Here is a 16,185-nt window from a genome sequence, read left to right as displayed (position 1 = left end):
TTCTTGAGACCTGACCTTACTGAATACGGTAGTTCAGACCAATCTTGGCGCCAAAGCCGAAACCAATTCCTGTACCGGCACTGCTCACCACGATCGCAGGACCCGCATTGGCCTCGGCGAAGATGCTCAGTGGGCTGGACACCTGATACCGCATGCCCAGATTGCCATGGGGGTAAACCATAACGCCGGTGGTATTGCCAATGGCCACACCGGCACCAAGACCCAGGCCGTAATAGGGTGTGAGGCCGCCCAGGGTGCTGTTGCTTGGGAAGTCAGCAAGGTAGTCCACGCTGCCGCCTACCGTCAGGGTATTGAAATTGAAGCCGGTGGCTTCCAGGTTCAGGCTGTAGCGCATCGCAGAATTGGTGGTCAGGTCCTGCTGGTAATGCAGGCTGGCACCCGAGCCCACAGACCCACCGACGTAGCCGGCAGCAAAGGCAGGGGAGGTGGCAGTAACGGCCATCAGGCCAAGGAGTACCTTCTTCATAGTGTGAGCATAGCCACCTATGAATACCGGATAAAAAGTGTTTTCTTTACAAACGGCGCGATTTGGCTTGGCGTATTTCTCACATCTTGATCAGCTTGGGACGACCACCGAACAAGGCCTGTCCGGGACTTCCAAGCTGACCATTCAGAGAGAATTTACGCTTTGCAAGAACAGCAGGCACAGGTTGTCCTGAAGATCCAAGGAGACGAAAAGAGAGATGACTCCGTCCCCCTTAGGGGTCTTTCGCAAGACTCTGCCGTCCGATTGCATACCTGGTACTACAGGCAGCTATTGCATAACCATACAAGTACCCCCGACACTCCTCACGGAACCGTGGCATACTCAGCGTCTGGAATGCCTAAGCGTACTGACCTCCAGACCATCCTGATTCTCGGCAGCGGCCCCATCCAGATCGGGCAGGCAGCCGAGTTCGACTATTCCGGTACGCAGGCCCTGAAAGCCCTGCGTGGCGAGGGGTACCGGGTGGTGCTGGTCAACAGCAACCCGGCGACCATCATGACTGACCCCGATCTGGCTGACGCCACCTATCTGGAGCCGCTGACCCCCGAATTCGTGGAAAAGATTATTGCCCTGGAGAAGCCCGACGCGATCCTGCCCACGCTGGGCGGACAGACGGCGCTGAACCTGGCCATGGAACTGCACGAGCGCGGCACGTTGGAGAAATACGGCGTCGAGCTGATTGGCGCCGGGGTCGAGGCCATCAAGAAGGGCGAGGACCGCGAGCTGTTCCAGGCCGCCATGAAAAAGATCGGCGTGGAAACGGCGCGCGGCAAGATGGTGCATTCCATGGAAGAAGCCGTGGAGTACCAGAAGGAGATCGGCCTGCCGATCGTGATCCGGCCGTCCTTTACCCTGGGTGGGACTGGCGGCGGCATCGCGCACACCTACGAGGAATTCCTGACCATCACCGAAGGTGGCCTGCGCGACAGCCCGGTGACCAGCGTGCTGCTCGAAGAGAGCATCCTGGGCTGGAAGGAATACGAGCTTGAAGTCATGCGCGACACCGCCGACACGGTCATCATCATCACCAGCATCGAGAACTTCGACCCCATGGGCGTGCATACCGGCGACAGCATCACGGTGGCTCCGGCCCAGACGCTGAGCGATGTGGAATACCAGCGCCTGCGCGACCAGTCGCTGGCCATCATCCGTGAAATCGGCGTGGCGACCGGCGGCAGCAACATCCAGTTCGCAGTGAACCCCGACAATGGCCGCGTCATCGTCATCGAGATGAACCCGCGTGTCAGCCGCAGCAGCGCGCTGGCCAGCAAGGCCACCGGCTTCCCGATTGCCAAGATCGCCGCGCTGCTGGCGGTCGGCTACCACCTGGACGAGCTGCCCAACGACATCACGCGCGTCACGCCGGCGTCCTTCGAGCCCAGCATCGACTACGTGGTGACCAAGATCCCGCGCTTCGCCTTCGAGAAGTTTCCCGGCACGCCCGACCACCTGGGCACCCAGATGCGCAGCGTGGGTGAAGTGATGGCCATTGGCCGCACTTTCAAGGAGTCGCTGCAAAAAGCCCTGCGTTCCACTGAAGGTGATATCCGCGGGGTGTACGCCGAGATGGACGAGCCGGCCCTGCGCGGCCTGCTCTACCCGAACCCCCGCCGGATCGACGCCGTCATCGAATTGCTGCGCCGCGGCGAAAGCGTGACCGCACTGTTCGACGCCACCAAAATCGACCCCTGGTTTCTGGGGCAGCTCAAGGAAATCATCGATGCCGAGCACGAACTGCTGGACCTGGGTCCCATCGCCGGGTGGAAGTACGAGTACTGGCGCGAGGTCAAACGCCTGGGCTTCAGTGACGCCCGCATCGGCGAAATTGTTGGTCTGAGCGAACTGCAGGTACGCGAACTGCGCAAGGCAGCCCGGGCCACCCCCGTTTACAAGACGGTGGACACCTGCGCCGCCGAATTCGAGGCCCATACGCCCTATCACTACTCCACCTACGAGTGGGAAGACGAGGTTACGGGCACTGACAAGCCAAAGGTCGTGATCCTGGGTTCGGGACCCAACCGCATCGGGCAGGGCGTGGAGTTCGACTACGCCACCGTTCATGCGGTCTGGGCGCTGCAGGAAGCCGGGTATGAGACCATCATGATCAACTCCAACCCCGAGACGGTCAGCACCGACTACGACACCGCCGACCGTCTGTATTTCGAGCCGCTGACCTTTGAAGATGTCATGAACATCGTGGACCACGAAAAGCCAGTGGGCGTGATCGTGCAGCTCGGTGGACAGACACCGCTGAAACTGGCCAGAAAACTTGCCGACGCAGGCGCGCCGATCATCGGCACCAGTCCCGAAACCATTCATGAGGCCGAGGACCGCGCCAGTTTCAATGCGCTGTGCGAGCGGCTGGGCCTCGCGCAGCCGCGGGGCAAGGTGGCGGCGACGCCAGCAGAAGCCCGCCAACTGGCCGCCGAGCTGGGCTTCCCCCTGATGGCCCGCCCCAGTTACGTACTGGGTGGACGGGCCATGCGCACGGTGCGCAGCATGGAAGAGCTGGTCACCTACCTGGACGAGGTCTACACCGCCGTGGAAGGGCAGCCCAGCATCCTGCTCGACCAGTTCCTGGAAGGCGCACTGGAGCTGGACGTGGACACCCTGTGTGACGGCGAAAGGGCCGTGGTGGCCGGCATCATGGAGCACGTGGAGGCTGCCGGGGTGCACAGCGGCGACAGCGCCTGCGTGCTGCCCCCGGTCAACCTGAGTGCCGAGCTTCTTGCACGTGTAAAGGCCGATACCGAGCGCCTGGCGCTGGAGCTGGGTGTGCGCGGCCTGATGAACGTGCAGTGGGCGGTCAAGGACGGCACGGCGTACATCCTGGAGGCCAACCCGCGTGCCAGTCGTACGGTGCCTTTCGTGTCCAAAGCGGTGAACCATCCGCTGGCCAAAAGCGCGGCGCGGATTGCCGTGGGCCATACCCTGGAGCAGATCGGCCTGACCGCGACGCCCGAGGCAGCCATGTACAGCGTGAAGGAGGTGCATCTGCCCTTCCTGAAGTTCAAGGGTGTCAGCCCCATCCTGGGGCCGGAAATGAAGAGCACCGGCGAGAGTATGGGCATCGACGCCGATCCCTACCTGGCCTTCTACCGCGCGCAGCTGGGGGCCAAGAGCAACCTGCCGCTGAGTGGCACGGCCCTGCTGCTGGGCGAAGGGCTTGACGAAGTCGCGGCCACGCTGGGAAAAGCTGGCCTGAGCGTGATCCGGGAGCAGCAGGGCGAGCAGTTGCCCGACCTGTTGATCGACATCACTGGCTCTCCCCTGCTGCGCTTGGCCCTGGAGCGCGGCGTACCGATCGTCAGCACCCGCGAAGCGGCAACTTGGACCGGTAAGGCTATTGCCGCCGCTCAGGGCTCAGAGCTGCGCGTCCGCAGCCTGCAGGGGTGGCAGACGCCGGAAGCTGTGGCTGGCTGAGGCTCCGTTCAGTTCAAGGGCACAAAGGCAGAGGAAACGTGGTTCATTTCACGTTTCCTCTGCTTCTCCCTGCTTGTTTGAGATGAGGCCCGCTAATCCCAACAAGGGCAACGCGGTCAGCTGCAAGAAGCTGGGGTGGATCGCCCACCGGCAATCCGCCCCAGCACTTCAGCTGTTCAATTGCCCGTGGTGGTCGTGCCCGGTGCACTGATGCGGGAGAGCAGGACCACGGTATGTCCCATGCTTTCATAGACACGCAACTGCACCCGTTCACCGTTGCGCTCGAAGGTCTGCACCGGTCCACCATTGCCGACTTCGGGCCGGGTCATGACCGTTGTACCGGTCGTGGTGGTACCGGTGGTGCCAGCGGCTCCGGTGGTTCCGGTCGTGTCCGTTGTGCCGGTCCCGGTCGTGTCAGTGCCAGCCGCTCCCGTAGTGCCCGTCGTGCCAGTTCCGGTACCCGTAGCCCCGGTCGTTCCGGTACCGGCCGCTCCGGTTGCAGTTCCGGTGGCACCGGTAGTCCCAGTCGTGCCCGTTCCCCCGGTTGCGGTACCCGTTGCTCCTGTCGTGCCGGTTCCAGTTGCACCCGTTGCCGTACCAGTGGTCCCAGTCGCTCCGGTGGTTCCTGTAGCTGCTGTCCCAGCTGCGCCTGTCGTTCCCGTTCCGGTGGTGCCAGTCGCTCCAGTACCAGTCGTCCCAGTGCCGGTGGCACCGGTCGCAGCTGTGCCGGTGGCTCCCGCTGTTCCGGTTCCTGTCGTTCCGGTGGTCCCGGTGGCTGCGTCCGTGGTTCCTGTCGTCTCGGTGGTTTCAGTCGTCTCCGTGGTATCGCCGGTTCCCTCCGCGTCCGCGTCGCCGGTTTCCGCGCCAGCAGGTGCAGTGGCGTCAATGGCAGTAAAGCCTCCTGTGGCCAGCGCCTGGGTATACCGCTGCAGGGCGTCAGCGACAGAACCGCGGTAGACCACGCCTACCCCTGTAAAAGTCCTGACGCTTCTGACCGGTGTGGCGCCTTCCAGGTATGGAAGCGCCAGCTCACCGGAACGCAGGGTAAGCGTCGTCTGCGCAGGCAGGGCAGCTGTGCCCGTCTGCCCTGTCTGAGCTCCCGCCATTCCGAGGCTGAGGAGCAGTGTGGTTGTCAGCAGTGCGCGGCGTGCCAGAGTCGTCATAGTTTGACCTCCCAGGGATAGATGCCTTTCACTGAATTGAGCGGTGCGGTGGCTCCCGCCCTCTCACGGCCAGCGTAGGCACCCTCTATGTGAAGCTCTGGCTACTCCGCCCAGCGTTCCTTGGTAAGCGGCTCACATCTCCGTGTAGCAGGCATTGGCTCCTTCTGAGCATCGGAACTTCAGGTACTGGTATTCGGCGCCTCCAGGCCGGGTGGCGGCTCCGAAGTCCATGGCAGCTCGCGGTACGCTGCAGGAGCGGCAGCACTCCTGTGCGCCATGACCAGACTCCTCTGGCCTCTTTCCTAGGCAGGCCGGCGCGCAACCCGGTTGCGGCCGGAGTGCTTGGCGGCATACATCGCCTGGTCCGCAGCGCGGATCAATGCGTCTTCACGTGGAGCGTCGGACGGGAAACTGGCCACACCGATGCTGACTGTGATGCGGAAGGCCGTTCCATCCGGCGCGGAAAAGCCATGATGGGCCGCCACCGCTTCACGGATACGGTCCCCCATGACCAGGGCCACATGTTCGTCGGTGTCCGGGAGCAAAGCGACAATCTCCTCGCCGCCAAAACGCGCCACGACATCTGTCTGGCGAACTACACCACTGACCAGCCCCGCCAGTTCCTGTAATACACGGTCACCCACATCATGGCCGTAGGTGTCGTTCACCACCTTGAAGTGATCCACATCCAGCAGCAGCACGGAGCAGGGCTGGCCGTGCCGGCGCGCCTGGTCCAGGTGCCCTTCCAGGCGGGCCTGGAACTCGCGCCGGTTAAACAGGCCGGTCAGGGCGTCGCGCATGGACAGTTCCCGCAGCACCGCCTGAGACCGCATGATGCTGAACGCACCCAGCAGCAGGCTCAGCACCGTCAGGAAGAAGGCCCCGAGCACCACGCGGGTCAGCGTGCGGTTCCAGCGGGCGGCGCTGGCCAGTTGGCTTCGCGTGCGGGCCCGGTCGGCGTCATGCAACAGACCCACCTGGTCGGACAGGGCCCGAACCTGAACGTCCAGCCCATGAATGCGTTCGTGGATGGCGCGCAGGCCCCCGGCGTTCGGGTCAGGCATGGCGAGGATGGCCGTGACCTGACTTCTTATGGTCTGCCAGGAAGCGGCAATTTCCGCGAACTCTTCGGGATGGGCACCATCGTGCGGCTCCTGGGCCTCGGCCAGGGTGTCGCCGATCTGGCTGGCCAGCAGGGCAAAATGCTCGCGCTGAACGCTGCTGCCCTCAATGTGGTAGTGGTGCACCGGAATCACGGCGCGCTGTAGCAACTTCTGCAGTCTCAGGGTGATCTCGATCCGGTGGGTGGTGTCGCGCGTGATGTGAGCGCTGTGCTCGAACGCCTGGTCAAGTTTCAGGGACGCGAGGCCGGTAACGGTGCCCAGCGCGCAGGTGGCCAGCACCAGCCCGGCAATCAGGCGCGCCTGTGGCTTATGCAGCATGCGGGGGCCGGCTGGGGCGTGTAATCATGGCTGGAAATTCACTCCGTCTGCGGCTGGGCCTGGGTGCCCGGTGCTTTTCTGGCCGCGTGATGATTGTTTGTGGAACGACAATAGAGGACCTCTTCTGACAAAGGCATGACGGAATCGGTCGCTGCGGCCGGACCTGACCCGGAGCAACCACCCTGGCGCCCCATCAGCGTCTTCAGCCACATGAAGGCGGAGTTGACGGCCCCCACACTTCCCCCATTGAACCGGCGCTTACGCTCGGCGCATGACCGACAAGAACAACGAGGCGGAGCAGATGCAACAGGCCTACGCCGAGCGCCAGGAGCATGAAAAGGCGACCGGCAAGACCAGCGCCGGGGGCGCAGGCAGCACGGGCACCCCGGGCAACCAGCAGACTGGCGCGGAGACCACCGACGAGAATGACAGCGGGCCCCGGTCCGGACCCACGGAAAACTAGACCAGAACGCCACAGCTTTATTCAGGTCACCTCACGAAAGGAGCATGAAGTCACTTTTCATGGAGGCGTGGCATCCTGGCAGGATGAGAACGACACTGAAGGTTCTGGCTCTGGCTGCCGCTCTGACTGGCGCGGCGCAGGCGGCGACATCGGTCACGACGACGACGGTCAACCTGCGGCGCCTGCCCGCCATGAGCGGCCCGGTCGTGGGTGTGGTGCCGGCCAACACGCTGCTGACGGTGGCCTGCCGTGGTGACTGGTGCCGGACGTCCTACCAGGGGCGCGGCGGCTACATTGCCCGTACCTTGCTGCGCCCAGTGACGCGCAGCGCTCCCCTGGCCGGCGAGGGGGTGCGTTTCTACGCCACCTGCGCTGCGGCGCGTGCCGCCGGCGCTGCCCCTATGCGGCTCGGGCGCCCAGGATACCGCACCGCGCTGGACGCCAACCACAACGGTCTGGCCTGCGAACCCCGCGAACGCTGAGATTTTCCCCAACAGGAGGCAGCCATTGTGGCCTGCCTCCTGCTTTGTTTTCTAAAGCGGTGGCACAGTGGGGCCTATGACTGCACCTGCCCCTCCAGCTTCCCTGTTTATTCCCACCGCACCGGCTCAGCTGCGGGTGGACGTCTGGTCGGATATCGCCTGCCCCTGGTGCCATATCGGCAAGCGGCGTCTGGAAGCCGCCCTGGAGCGGTTTCCCCAGCGTGATGCTGTGCAGGTGGTGTGGCACAGCTTCGAGCTCGACCCCTCCGCGCCGCTCGAGCAGCCTGCGAGTATGCCCGAGCATCTGGCCCGCAAATACGGCCGCAGCGTCCAGGAGGCCCAGGGCATGATGGACCACATGACCCGTATGGCCGCCGGCGACGGCCTGGAGTACCACTTCGAGCGCACGCGCATGACAAACACCTTCCTGGCCCACCAGCTGATTCATCTGGCGGCTGGGCGTGGGCTCCAGGACGCCATGAAGGAACGTCTGCTGCTCGCGTACCTGAACCAGGGCGAACATATCGGCGAGATCGACACGCTGGTGCGCCTGGGCCAGGAGGTGGGACTGGACGCCACCGAAGTACGTGCTGCCCTGGAGGCTGGCACCTACGCCCAGGCCGTGCGCCAGGACGAGGCACAGGCCCACGCTCTAGGCATCAGCGGTGTGCCGTTTTTCGTCCTGGGCGGCAAATACGGCGTGAGCGGCGCGCAGGAGGCGGACGTTCTGCTGGGTGCCCTGAATCAGGTCTGGCAGGAGACGCATCCCGCCCCCCTGACCCTGCTGGGTGAAGCCGGTGACGGCTGCGACGACGGCAGCTGCGGCGTGCCCGACCGCTCCTGAACTGAAATGCCTGTGCCGCGCCCCCTGGGATCACGTCAGGAGGCGTGCACCTGTACCTGGGCGGCCACAGCCAGCGCCAGCGTCAGGGTGTGGCCCCGCACCTCGGCCGTCAGAGTTCCCAGGGCCACGTCTACACTCAGGACCTGCAGGGCGGCGCCCGGAGTCAGGTCCACGGCCACCAGGGCGCGCAGCTGCTCGGCATCACCGTCCGGCACACGCGCCACCACCGCGCGGTCACCGGTGGCCAGCTGCGACAGTCGGCGCTCGGCCCGCTCGGGCAGCTCCCCGCCCAGGGTAGGAATCGGGTCACCGTGTGGATCGTGGGTGGGATCGCCCAGCCACGCCGCGATGCGGGCTTCGAGCTTTTCGCTCAGGGCATGCTCCAGCCGCTCGGCCTCCTCGTGCACCTCGTCGAGGGGCACCCCCAGCGCGCGGTGCAAGAACAGTTCCAGCAGGCGGTGATGGCGCAGCACTTCCAGGGCCACCCGCTCGCCTTCGGCCGTCAGGCGGGCACCCTGATACGGCGCGTGGGACACCAGCCCCTGTTCGGTCAGCTTGCGCAGCATGCCGGTCACGCTGGCCGGGGCGACCTCCAGCACATCGGCCAGGGCCTGGGTACTGACCTTGCCGCCCTGAAGGTGGCTGCCTTGCCCGAGGACGTACAGGTGCTTGAGGTAATCCTCGGCAGAGGGGGACAGGGCACGCGCCGTCATACCCTCAGTCTAATCGGGAGACAGGGATGGAACTTTTGAAGGGTGTGTCACCTCTAAGGTATGAGGTGACCTTGAATGACGCCCTTACCCCCCTGGCCCGGACCAGTCTGGCCGACGCCGATCTGGTCCGCCTTGCCGTGCGTGACGAGCACGCTTTCGAGGAACTGGTGAGGCGGCACGCCGCGTCGGTTCACCGGCTGGCGGCCAGCACGGTGGGACCGGGGGCCGCCGACGATGTGGTTCAGGAGGTGTTTATCTCGGTTCACCGGAACCTGAGGGGCTTTCGTGGCGAGGCCAGTTTCAGCACCTGGCTGCACCGCATCACCCTGAACGCCTGTGCCCGGGCACTGCGCACCCGGGCCACGCTGACCCTGGACGACAGCCCTGAACTGGCCGCACCGCATGATCCGGTCCGCGCCGGCGAGCAGGCGCAGCTGCGCGCACGTCTGGCCGCTGGCCTGCAGAGCCTGCCGGCCGAGCAGCGCGAAGCCCTGACCTTGCGCGAGATCGCCGGTCTGGACTACGCCGAGATTGCCGCCGTGACCGGCACCGAACTGGGCACCGTCAAGAGCCGCATCAACCGGGGCCGCGCCGCCCTGCGTGCCTGGCTCACCCGCGCTGGAATCACGCCATGACCGCAATCACGCCATGAAAGGAGCAGATCCACGGATGAGCCTTCACCCTGACCCCGAACTTGACCGCCTGTTTGCCCAGGCCCGCGCCCTGAGTACGCACGACAGCGGCGCGGCCGAGCGTTTCCTGACCGGCCACCGCACCCGTCAGACTCAGGCCCGGCGCCGGCAGACCGGCTGGCTTTCGGCGCTGCTCGCCTCGGCAGCGGTCGTGGCCGGCGTGAGCGTGCTGAGGCCAGAGGCCCCGGATCTGCCCAGCAGCGCCGCCTACGCGGCCTACCAGGATGCGCTGGGAAGTGAGTGGTGAGCCGCGCGGCGTGGCTGATGGCGGCCCTGCTGATCCTGAGCAGCGGCCCGGCCGACGCGGCGGATGCCGACGATCTGCTGCTGGCCCTGAAACGGGCCCGGACCCTGGCCATCCGGGGGCAGGCAGAGGTCACGGTGAATTTCCCGCCCGGGTCCGAACCCACCCGGCGCGCTGGCCAGCTGCCACACGTCCCGTTCCGTCCTGCGCTGCTGGAGCGCAACTTCACGGTCAGCCGCAGTGGTCCGGAAACGCTGGCCGGACGGGCCACCACGCGCTACGACCTGTCTCCCCACAACGCCGGCGCCTCCCGCTGGTCCCTGTGGATCGATACCGTCTGGAACCTGCCACTGGCCTACGAGGAGCGGCTGGCCGACGGCAGCCTCGCCCGGCGCGCGGCGTTTGTGAAGGTGGGCGCGCTTCCTGCAAAAGTCAGCCGTCCGGTCACGTCCGTACCGGCTGGCCTGCGGGCCGCCCTGCTGCGGGCGCTGCCGGGCCTGCGTCTCCCTGCGGGCTTTGTCCCGGTGGACGTCCGCCGTCAGGGCAAGCGCTGGACTGTGACGCTCTCGGACGGCGTGAATGTGCTGGCGCTCGTGGCCGCGCCCCGGGGCGTTCAGGCCGCGCCGGGGGTGGCGTCCCGCAAGGCAGGCACGCGCGCGGTGTGGCTGGTGGGCGCCTTGCCTCAGAACGCACTGCGTGATGCGCTCGCCGGCGTGCGGGAGGCTGACCCGGAGGGTCTGGGAACTTTTGTGACCGTGCCCGACTCCAACCCCTAGAACTTCCACCTGAATTCAGCCCCCCTTCTCAGGAGCCCACATGTCCCTGTCTCCCCACACCCGCCCCCTCAACGCCGAGGACGCCGCGCATTTTCTGCGCCGCACGGCCTTTGGAGCCACCGACGAGCAGATTCGCGCCCTGGTCGGAAAGGACGCCCGCACGATCGCCCGCGAGGCGCTGACCTTTTCCACCGAAGCGGCGCCCGACAACCCCTTCAACCCGGCCCAGGGGGCCACGCCCGGCGCCATGATTCAGCTCACCCGGGGACAGTGGCTGTACGAACTGCTGTACTCGCCCCAGCCGCTGCGCGAGAAACTGGCGCTGACCTGGAGCAACCATTTCGTGATCGGGACCGACAAGGTCCGCAATCAGCCCAGCCTCGCGGCCTATCTGGCGCTGCTTCGCCAGCACGCCGCCACCGACCGTTTCGAGGCGTTCACGCTGGCCGTCGCCCAGTCGCCGGCCATGCTGCGCTATCTGGACAACGATCAGAACCGCAGGGGCAAACCCAACGAGAACTTCAGCCGCGAGTTGCTGGAACTGTTCACCACCGGCATTGGCCACTACACCGAGGACGACGTCCGCGAAGGGGCGCGTGCCCTGAGCGGCTGGACCTTCACGGGTGGACGCGGAAACCAGCGTTATCTGGAAGCGGCCCAATTCGTCTTCAACCCCAGGCAGCACGACGCCGGGCAGAAGACCTACCTGGGCCGGAGCGGCAGGCTGGGCGGGGAGGACGTGGTCCATCTGGCAGCCAATCATCCGCAGACGGCCACCTTTGTCAGCCGCAAGCTCCACCGCGCCTTCGTGAATGACACGCCCGACACCCAGGCTGTGGCTGGCAGCGCCGAAACCTGGCGGCGCACCAGCGGCAACGTCCGGGCCGTGCTGGAGGAGCTGCTTTCCAGCGCCGTGTTCTACGCCCCGACCCACCGCGCGAGCATCATCCGCAGCCCGGTGGAGTTCCTGGCCGGCGCGGTGCGCAGCCTCGGCAGTCCACGTCTGGGGCCCAAACAGCTTCTGAATCTGGCGCAGACCGCCGGCAAGATGGGCCAGCTCCTGCTGCTGCCCGACACGGTCAAGGGCTGGGACGGTGGGCGAGAGTGGATCAACGACACCACCCTGCTGACCCGCATGCAGGTGGCGGCCAGCCTGACGCTGGGCGGCAATGCCCCGAAGCTGGAAACGGCGCCCACACCGCTGGCACTGCTGGGCCGCGAAACGCCGCTGCCCGGCACCGAACGCCTGAATGACCGCCAGCGCACCTACCTGACCCTGATCAGCCCGGAATTTCAGCTCGCCTAAAGCGGAGGAACGCAGCCATGACGACACGACGTGACTTTCTGAAGTACTCCGCGCTGGCCGTGGCTGCCACCAGCGGCATGCCCGGCTTTTTGGCCCGCGCCGCGGCCCAGGCGCAGGGCAACGGCACGAAAACCCTGGTGGTGATTCAGCTCACCGGGGGCAACGACGGCCTGAACACCCTGATTCCCTACAGCAACGGCGCGTACTACGCCGCGCGCCCGACCATCGCCATTCCGAAAAAGGACGTGCTGACGTTGACGCCGGACTTGGGCATGCATCCGGCCCTGAAGCCCCTGATGCCGCTGTGGGACGCCGGGCGGTTCGCCTGGATGGAAAACGTGGGCTATCCCAACCCCAACCGCAGCCACTTCGCCAGCATGGCCATCTGGCACACCGCCGATCCCACGCAGGCTCAGGGAGACGGCTGGATCGGCCGTTTGGCCGAGAAGATCGGGGACCCCTTCTGCGCCAGCAACGTGGGCGGCACCACCCCACAGGCGCTGCGCGCCAGCGAATTCAGCCTGCCCAGCATCGACACGGTGGACGGCTTTCAGGTGAAGCTGCCGCAGGGCCTGGAGGGCGCCTTCGAGAACATGCTGAACGCCCCGCGCCGTGGTGAAGCCGAGTACCTGTCACGGGCGACCCGCCAGATGCTGACCAACACTGCCCGCGTGCAGGAAAACGCCAGAAAATACAAGGCCGGCGCCACCTACCCCGAGGGCCGCTTTGCTACCCAGCTGCGTGACGCGGCCCGCCTGATCGCCGCGGGTGTGGGCCAGCGGGTGCTGTACGTATCACTCGGCGGCTTCGACACCCACGCCGGCCAGCGCGCCGATCAGGACGAGCTGCTGGGCACCCTGGCCGGAGGTCTGGCGGCGTTTCAGGCTGACCTGGAACGGCAGGGCCTGGCCGATGGGGTCATTGTCATGGGCTTTTCCGAATTCGGGCGCCGGGTTGCGGAAAACGACAGCGCCGGCACCGATCACGGCAAGGGCAGCGTGATGTTCGCGCTGGGCAAGGGTGTGCGCGGCGGCATTCACGGCGACAGTCCGGACCTGGAGAACCTCAGCGACGGCGATATCCGCTACAAGCAGGATTTCCGTGGGGTCTACGAGGGCGCCCTGACGAAATGGCTGGGCCTGGATGCCCGCACAATTCTGGGCGGCAGCTTTACGGGGCCGCAGTGGGTCGCATGAAAGGGGACCGCGTGAGGCTGCTGGGGGCGGCGCTGGCTGGGCTGACCCTGCTGAGCGTTCCCGCCGCCCTGGCCCTGCCCACCTACCGCAAGCAGGCGGCGCAGCAGTTCCGGTACGACCGCGACAACCCGCTGTGGGACCTGGACCGCCGGGTGGTGCCCTGCACCTACTGCCACATCAGGGTGACAGGCGGCGCGCCCTGGAATCCGTTCGGAGAAGCCATTCGCGCCGCCTTCCGGGCCGACGCGCAGGCCGGGAAGCACTCGAAGTTTCCCGTGATTCTGCATGGCCTGCTGGCCTCGGAAGGTGACGCGGACAAGGACGGCTACAGCGACGCTCTGGAAGTGTATGCCCGCACGCTGCCTGGCGACGACACGAGTTATCCCAGGACCGCCGAGAAAGAAGTGCGCGCGGCCTACGAGAATGCGGGGGGCGCTCAGCAGTACCTGCCACCGAAGTCAAAGAAGTAACTCCCCTTGGTGCAAGTTCTTTACGGGACGTGATGGGCGACTCTACCCATCCATTTTAGATAAGGCTGTAAAGCCAGCTTTTGTCTCAAAGCACCCTGTTCACGCTTTCGCTGAACGGCGAAACAGGGCAGCATTCAGAAACTCCATTGAAAACACAGCCTCCGTTGCCTGTTCCGGCAGGCGCAGAGGCCCTGAGTCCAGCAGTTCCAACCAGGAGAACAGGGCTCGCAGATCCTCAGGGCCGTAGGCGATTCCGCCTTCAAGGCTGCCCTGCCGTAACAGCGTGAGGTCGTCCCCGTCGGAACCCATCTTGCCCGGTGCGAACGTGCAGATCCCAAACCTCCCACCGGGTTTCAGACAGGCGGCCAGAGCACTGAAATAGGAGAGTCTGCGGTGGGGCGCGAGGTGATGAAAGCAGCCAGAGTCATACACCACGTCATACGGCCCGCCCGGAATCCCTTCACGTAGGACGTCGCATTCCATATATGTAGCGTCCGAGTCAGCCGACCGTTCCCGGGCCCCGGTCACCGCAAAAGGTGAGATATCGATTCCGACTGCCCGATAGCCCTGCCCCGCGAACCAGCGGGTGTTCCGGCCAAGGCCGCAGCCGATATCCAGAGCACTGTGCCCCGCGCCTCCAGGCAGAAGCCCACTCCGGCTCCAGTCCACCAGATTGACGTCCGGGAAATCAGAATTGAGTGGGTGATCCGGGCGGCTGAAAATCTGGGCCCAGTGGTCATACGCGTCACGCCTGGTCCAGTCCGAGCCGTCATCGAACAGCTGGTCCAGAGTGTCCAGGAGCTGTTCCAGGTTCGCCACGCGCATGCAGCAGGATACTGTTTGGGCGACGGGGACTGTAGAGATACTCCGGCAGACCACACGGAAGATTGGGCTTCACTCCGCCGCCCCGTCTCTTATCCTCAATCCATCATGCGTGAAGACCTTCCATGTCCCTACTGTGATGAGGCTGAACTTCGGCGTGACGCCTTCGTTCTGGAAAACCACCTCTGCCTCCTGAGCATCAAACCCAGCGAGACGGGCGCCTTGGAAGGGGCGGGCATTATCGTCCCGAAAGCCCACCGCCCTACGGTGTTCGATCTCACGCCGCAGGAGTGGGCCGCCACGCAAGAGTTGCTCCTCCAGGCAAAGGCGCACCTGGACGCCACGCTCGCTCCAGACGAATACAACGCCGGGTGGAATGTGGGCGAGGTCGGGGGCCAGCACGTGATGCACGCGCACTTTCACGTCATGCCGCGTTTCAGCGACGAGCCAAGAGCCGGACAGGGGATTCGCAGTCACCTGAAGTCAGTAGAGAACCGGCGCCGTTCCTTACCGCGGACTTGACTGACTACCGCTCACGGTGGTCAGGTAGGAGTCGTCAATCACCGGGACAAGCACAATGGAATCGAAGCAGAATGACGATGCAGGCCAACTGAACCAGACCCAGGAAATTCTGGGCCTTCACTTCATCCCTGGTGCGCACCCGTCTGAAGCTCTGCAACCACGCAATCGTCCTTTCTACCTTTCAGCGCCGCTGATAGCGGCGCAGCAGGTGTCCATCTTCCGTTTTTCGCCGATTTCATCGGTTCGGTGCGATCATCTCCACGACCACCGCTGCCAGCTCAGCGTCCGGAGCATCACTGTTGTACGCCTTATCCCCGATCAGCCGCTTCGGGAAATCCAGCCCAAACGAGGCGTCCAGAGTCTTCTGAACGAACTTGACCTCTGCCCGACTGGCACTGCACGCGTGTACCGCGAGCGGCGCGCTGCTCGCGTCCACCATGACCAAAACTTTGGTGCCTTTGCCTTTCTTGGTGGGCCCGACGCCCGCGCCCCTTTTTTGGCAGGACTGAAGGTTCCGTCGATGAAGGCCTCTTCTGAGATCAAGCAGCTGCTTCTCCTCGCCCAGCTCGTACAGGGCCGCCCGGACCTTCGGCTCCACCTAGCAGCAGTCGTACTCTGGTTACAGAGCACGTTTTGGCAGGTGAGCTTTACCCTGTCACAGGCCTTGTTCCCAAACTCTCCGAGAAGCGCAGGAGATAACCATTGGGATCTTGCACCAGAAATTCTCTGTTGCCGCTTTCCCGATCTCCAGTGACCCGCCATTTCTCTCTAGGAGAGACAAATAGTGGCCAACTGATTCGCTCTAAACCTTCCAGGAGCGGGTTGATCTGAGCTACTCCGATCTCAAAGTTGATGCCGCGTCCCAATGGATATTCCAACGGTCCAGTCTGCCACTCGCCAGTGATCACAGTGAGCATCACCTGGGCCCCATCGCGCTCAAGATAAGCAAAACCCTGTTCAGGACGCTGATATGCGAGCCCGAAGCCTAGACCATCGCACCAGAAATCCAAACTCTGTTGAAGGTCGAAGACATCAAACTCTGGAACGAGGGCGTTGAATCCGCCAGTTGGTGTCTTTCCATTCGCCTCACTCACGCTGGTGATCAAAGCACAGTATGCA

At 64.8% G+C, this 16,185-nt stretch carries 17 protein-coding genes and 1 pseudogene; 11 read left to right on the top strand and 7 right to left on the bottom strand.

The annotated features are described in order from the left end of the window. Positions 1 to 16: 16 nt before the first annotated feature. A complete protein-coding gene (locus tag IEY49_RS13460; RefSeq protein WP_189009665.1) occupies positions 17 to 487 on the bottom strand; it encodes a hypothetical protein in 471 nt (156 codons plus the stop codon). Positions 488 to 841: 354 nt separating this feature from the next. Here IEY49_RS13460 and carB point away from each other — a divergent pair, with 354 nt between their 5' ends. Further along, positions 842 to 3,931 carry a carbamoyl-phosphate synthase large subunit gene (gene carB / locus IEY49_RS13455; protein WP_189009662.1) on the top strand — a complete coding sequence of 1,030 codons (3,090 nt, stop codon included), beginning with the start codon at positions 842 to 844 and terminating at the stop codon, positions 3,929 to 3,931. 176 nt (positions 3,932 to 4,107) lie between these two features. Here the strand turns inward: carB and IEY49_RS13450 are convergent, their stop codons facing one another. Further along, positions 4,108 to 5,094: a hypothetical protein gene (locus IEY49_RS13450; RefSeq protein ID WP_189009644.1), complete on the bottom strand. Its 987-nt coding sequence runs from the start codon at positions 5,092 to 5,094 to the stop codon at positions 4,108 to 4,110. 302 nt (positions 5,095 to 5,396) lie between these two features. Next, on the bottom strand, positions 5,397 to 6,536 hold the full coding sequence (locus IEY49_RS13445; protein WP_189009641.1) for a GGDEF domain-containing protein: 1,140 nt from the start codon (positions 6,534 to 6,536) through the stop codon (positions 5,397 to 5,399). Positions 6,537 to 6,807: 271 nt separating this feature from the next. On the opposite strand from IEY49_RS13445, the gene IEY49_RS13440 reads away from it, so the two are divergent. The 3 genes from IEY49_RS13440 (at position 6,808) to IEY49_RS13430 (ending at position 8,325) form a co-directional block, all read left to right on the top strand. After that, entirely contained in the window at positions 6,808 to 6,999 is a 192-nt protein-coding gene (locus IEY49_RS13440; RefSeq protein WP_189009638.1) for a hypothetical protein, read from the top strand. Positions 7,000 to 7,082: 83 nt separating this feature from the next. After that, positions 7,083 to 7,481 (top strand): excalibur calcium-binding domain-containing protein, encoded by a 399-nt coding sequence (locus IEY49_RS13435; RefSeq protein ID WP_189009635.1) that lies wholly within the window; start codon positions 7,083 to 7,085, stop codon positions 7,479 to 7,481. Positions 7,482 to 7,557: 76 nt separating this feature from the next. After that, positions 7,558 to 8,325 carry a DsbA family oxidoreductase gene (locus tag IEY49_RS13430; RefSeq protein ID WP_189009632.1) on the top strand — a complete coding sequence of 256 codons (768 nt, stop codon included), beginning with the start codon at positions 7,558 to 7,560 and terminating at the stop codon, positions 8,323 to 8,325. A gap of 35 nt (positions 8,326 to 8,360) precedes the next feature. Here the strand turns inward: IEY49_RS13430 and IEY49_RS13425 are convergent, their stop codons facing one another. Continuing rightward, a complete protein-coding gene (locus IEY49_RS13425) occupies positions 8,361 to 9,038 on the bottom strand; it encodes a metal-dependent transcriptional regulator (protein ID WP_189009629.1) in 678 nt (225 codons plus the stop codon). Positions 9,039 to 9,103: 65 nt separating this feature from the next. On the opposite strand from IEY49_RS13425, the gene IEY49_RS13420 reads away from it, so the two are divergent. From IEY49_RS13420 to IEY49_RS13395, 6 genes are read left to right on the top strand one after another with little or no spacing between them, the layout of a single operon-like run. Next, complete coding sequence (locus IEY49_RS13420; protein WP_373291919.1) at positions 9,104 to 9,673, top strand: RNA polymerase sigma factor; 570 nt, start codon at positions 9,104 to 9,106, stop codon at positions 9,671 to 9,673. Positions 9,674 to 9,707: 34 nt separating this feature from the next. Then, a complete protein-coding gene (locus IEY49_RS13415) occupies positions 9,708 to 9,977 on the top strand; it encodes a hypothetical protein (protein ID WP_189009623.1) in 270 nt (89 codons plus the stop codon). Next, positions 9,974 to 10,750 (top strand): transcriptional regulator, encoded by a 777-nt coding sequence (locus IEY49_RS13410; protein WP_189009620.1) that lies wholly within the window; start codon positions 9,974 to 9,976, stop codon positions 10,748 to 10,750. The genes IEY49_RS13415 and IEY49_RS13410 overlap by 4 nt, the downstream gene beginning before the upstream one ends. A 40-nt stretch (positions 10,751 to 10,790) precedes the next feature. After that, positions 10,791 to 12,056: a DUF1800 domain-containing protein gene (locus IEY49_RS13405; RefSeq protein ID WP_189009617.1), complete on the top strand. Its 1,266-nt coding sequence runs from the start codon at positions 10,791 to 10,793 to the stop codon at positions 12,054 to 12,056. A gap of 17 nt (positions 12,057 to 12,073) precedes the next feature. Continuing rightward, positions 12,074 to 13,252 carry a DUF1501 domain-containing protein gene (locus IEY49_RS13400; protein ID WP_189009613.1) on the top strand — a complete coding sequence of 393 codons (1,179 nt, stop codon included), beginning with the start codon at positions 12,074 to 12,076 and terminating at the stop codon, positions 13,250 to 13,252. Further along, a complete protein-coding gene (locus tag IEY49_RS13395) occupies positions 13,249 to 13,722 on the top strand; it encodes a hypothetical protein (protein ID WP_189009610.1) in 474 nt (157 codons plus the stop codon). Before IEY49_RS13400 ends, IEY49_RS13395 begins: the two co-directional genes overlap by 4 nt. A 99-nt stretch (positions 13,723 to 13,821) precedes the next feature. Here IEY49_RS13395 and IEY49_RS13390 read toward each other — a convergent pair whose 3' ends face one another. Then, positions 13,822 to 14,547 (bottom strand): class I SAM-dependent methyltransferase, encoded by a 726-nt coding sequence (locus tag IEY49_RS13390; RefSeq protein ID WP_189009607.1) that lies wholly within the window; start codon positions 14,545 to 14,547, stop codon positions 13,822 to 13,824. Between the two features lie 105 nt (positions 14,548 to 14,652). On the opposite strand from IEY49_RS13390, the gene IEY49_RS13385 reads away from it, so the two are divergent. Continuing rightward, positions 14,653 to 15,066, top strand: a complete 414-nt coding sequence (locus IEY49_RS13385; protein WP_189009604.1) for an HIT family protein — start codon at positions 14,653 to 14,655, stop codon at positions 15,064 to 15,066. Positions 15,067 to 15,100: 34 nt separating this feature from the next. Here the strand turns inward: IEY49_RS13385 and IEY49_RS13380 are convergent. Together IEY49_RS13380 and IEY49_RS13375 are read right to left on the bottom strand one after the other, a co-directional pair. After that, positions 15,101 to 15,664 (bottom strand): annotated as a pseudogene (locus IEY49_RS13380) (IS5 family transposase); the annotation flags it as partial. Positions 15,665 to 15,713: 49 nt separating this feature from the next. Continuing rightward, a complete protein-coding gene (locus IEY49_RS13375) occupies positions 15,714 to 16,172 on the bottom strand; it encodes a bleomycin resistance protein (RefSeq protein ID WP_229780799.1) in 459 nt (152 codons plus the stop codon). Positions 16,173 to 16,185: the final 13 nt, after the last annotated feature.

It is taken from the genome of Deinococcus malanensis, from assembly GCF_014647655.1.
GTDB lineage: Bacteria > Deinococcota > Deinococci > Deinococcales > Deinococcaceae > Deinococcus > Deinococcus malanensis.
This window is presented reverse-complemented; position numbering and strand designations above follow the sequence as displayed.

What these genes read in the sequence shown, in the direction of transcription:
- IEY49_RS13385 (WP_189009604.1), top strand. Translation starts at nt 14,653, where the DNA reads ATGCGTGAAGACCTTCCATGTCCCTACTGTGATGAGGCTGAACTTCGG.
- IEY49_RS13405 (WP_189009617.1), top strand. Translation starts at nt 10,791, where the DNA reads ATGTCCCTGTCTCCCCACACCCGCCCCCTCAACGCCGAGGACGCCGCG.
- IEY49_RS13435 (WP_189009635.1), top strand. Translation starts at nt 7,083, where the DNA reads ATGAGAACGACACTGAAGGTTCTGGCTCTGGCTGCCGCTCTGACTGGC.
- IEY49_RS13395 (WP_189009610.1), top strand. Translation starts at nt 13,249, where the DNA reads ATGAAAGGGGACCGCGTGAGGCTGCTGGGGGCGGCGCTGGCTGGGCTG.
- IEY49_RS13460 (WP_189009665.1), bottom strand. Translation starts at nt 487, where the DNA reads ATGAAGAAGGTACTCCTTGGCCTGATGGCCGTTACTGCCACCTCCCCT.
- IEY49_RS13445 (WP_189009641.1), bottom strand. Translation starts at nt 6,536, where the DNA reads ATGCTGCATAAGCCACAGGCGCGCCTGATTGCCGGGCTGGTGCTGGCC.
- IEY49_RS13425 (WP_189009629.1), bottom strand. Translation starts at nt 9,038, where the DNA reads ATGACGGCGCGTGCCCTGTCCCCCTCTGCCGAGGATTACCTCAAGCAC.
- carB (WP_189009662.1), top strand. Translation starts at nt 842, where the DNA reads ATGCCTAAGCGTACTGACCTCCAGACCATCCTGATTCTCGGCAGCGGC.
- IEY49_RS13415 (WP_189009623.1), top strand. Translation starts at nt 9,708, where the DNA reads ATGAGCCTTCACCCTGACCCCGAACTTGACCGCCTGTTTGCCCAGGCC.
- IEY49_RS13400 (WP_189009613.1), top strand. Translation starts at nt 12,074, where the DNA reads ATGACGACACGACGTGACTTTCTGAAGTACTCCGCGCTGGCCGTGGCT.
- IEY49_RS13450 (WP_189009644.1), bottom strand. Translation starts at nt 5,094, where the DNA reads ATGACGACTCTGGCACGCCGCGCACTGCTGACAACCACACTGCTCCTC.
- IEY49_RS13390 (WP_189009607.1), bottom strand. Translation starts at nt 14,547, where the DNA reads ATGCGCGTGGCGAACCTGGAACAGCTCCTGGACACTCTGGACCAGCTG.
- IEY49_RS13430 (WP_189009632.1), top strand. Translation starts at nt 7,558, where the DNA reads ATGACTGCACCTGCCCCTCCAGCTTCCCTGTTTATTCCCACCGCACCG.
- IEY49_RS13440 (WP_189009638.1), top strand. Translation starts at nt 6,808, where the DNA reads ATGACCGACAAGAACAACGAGGCGGAGCAGATGCAACAGGCCTACGCC.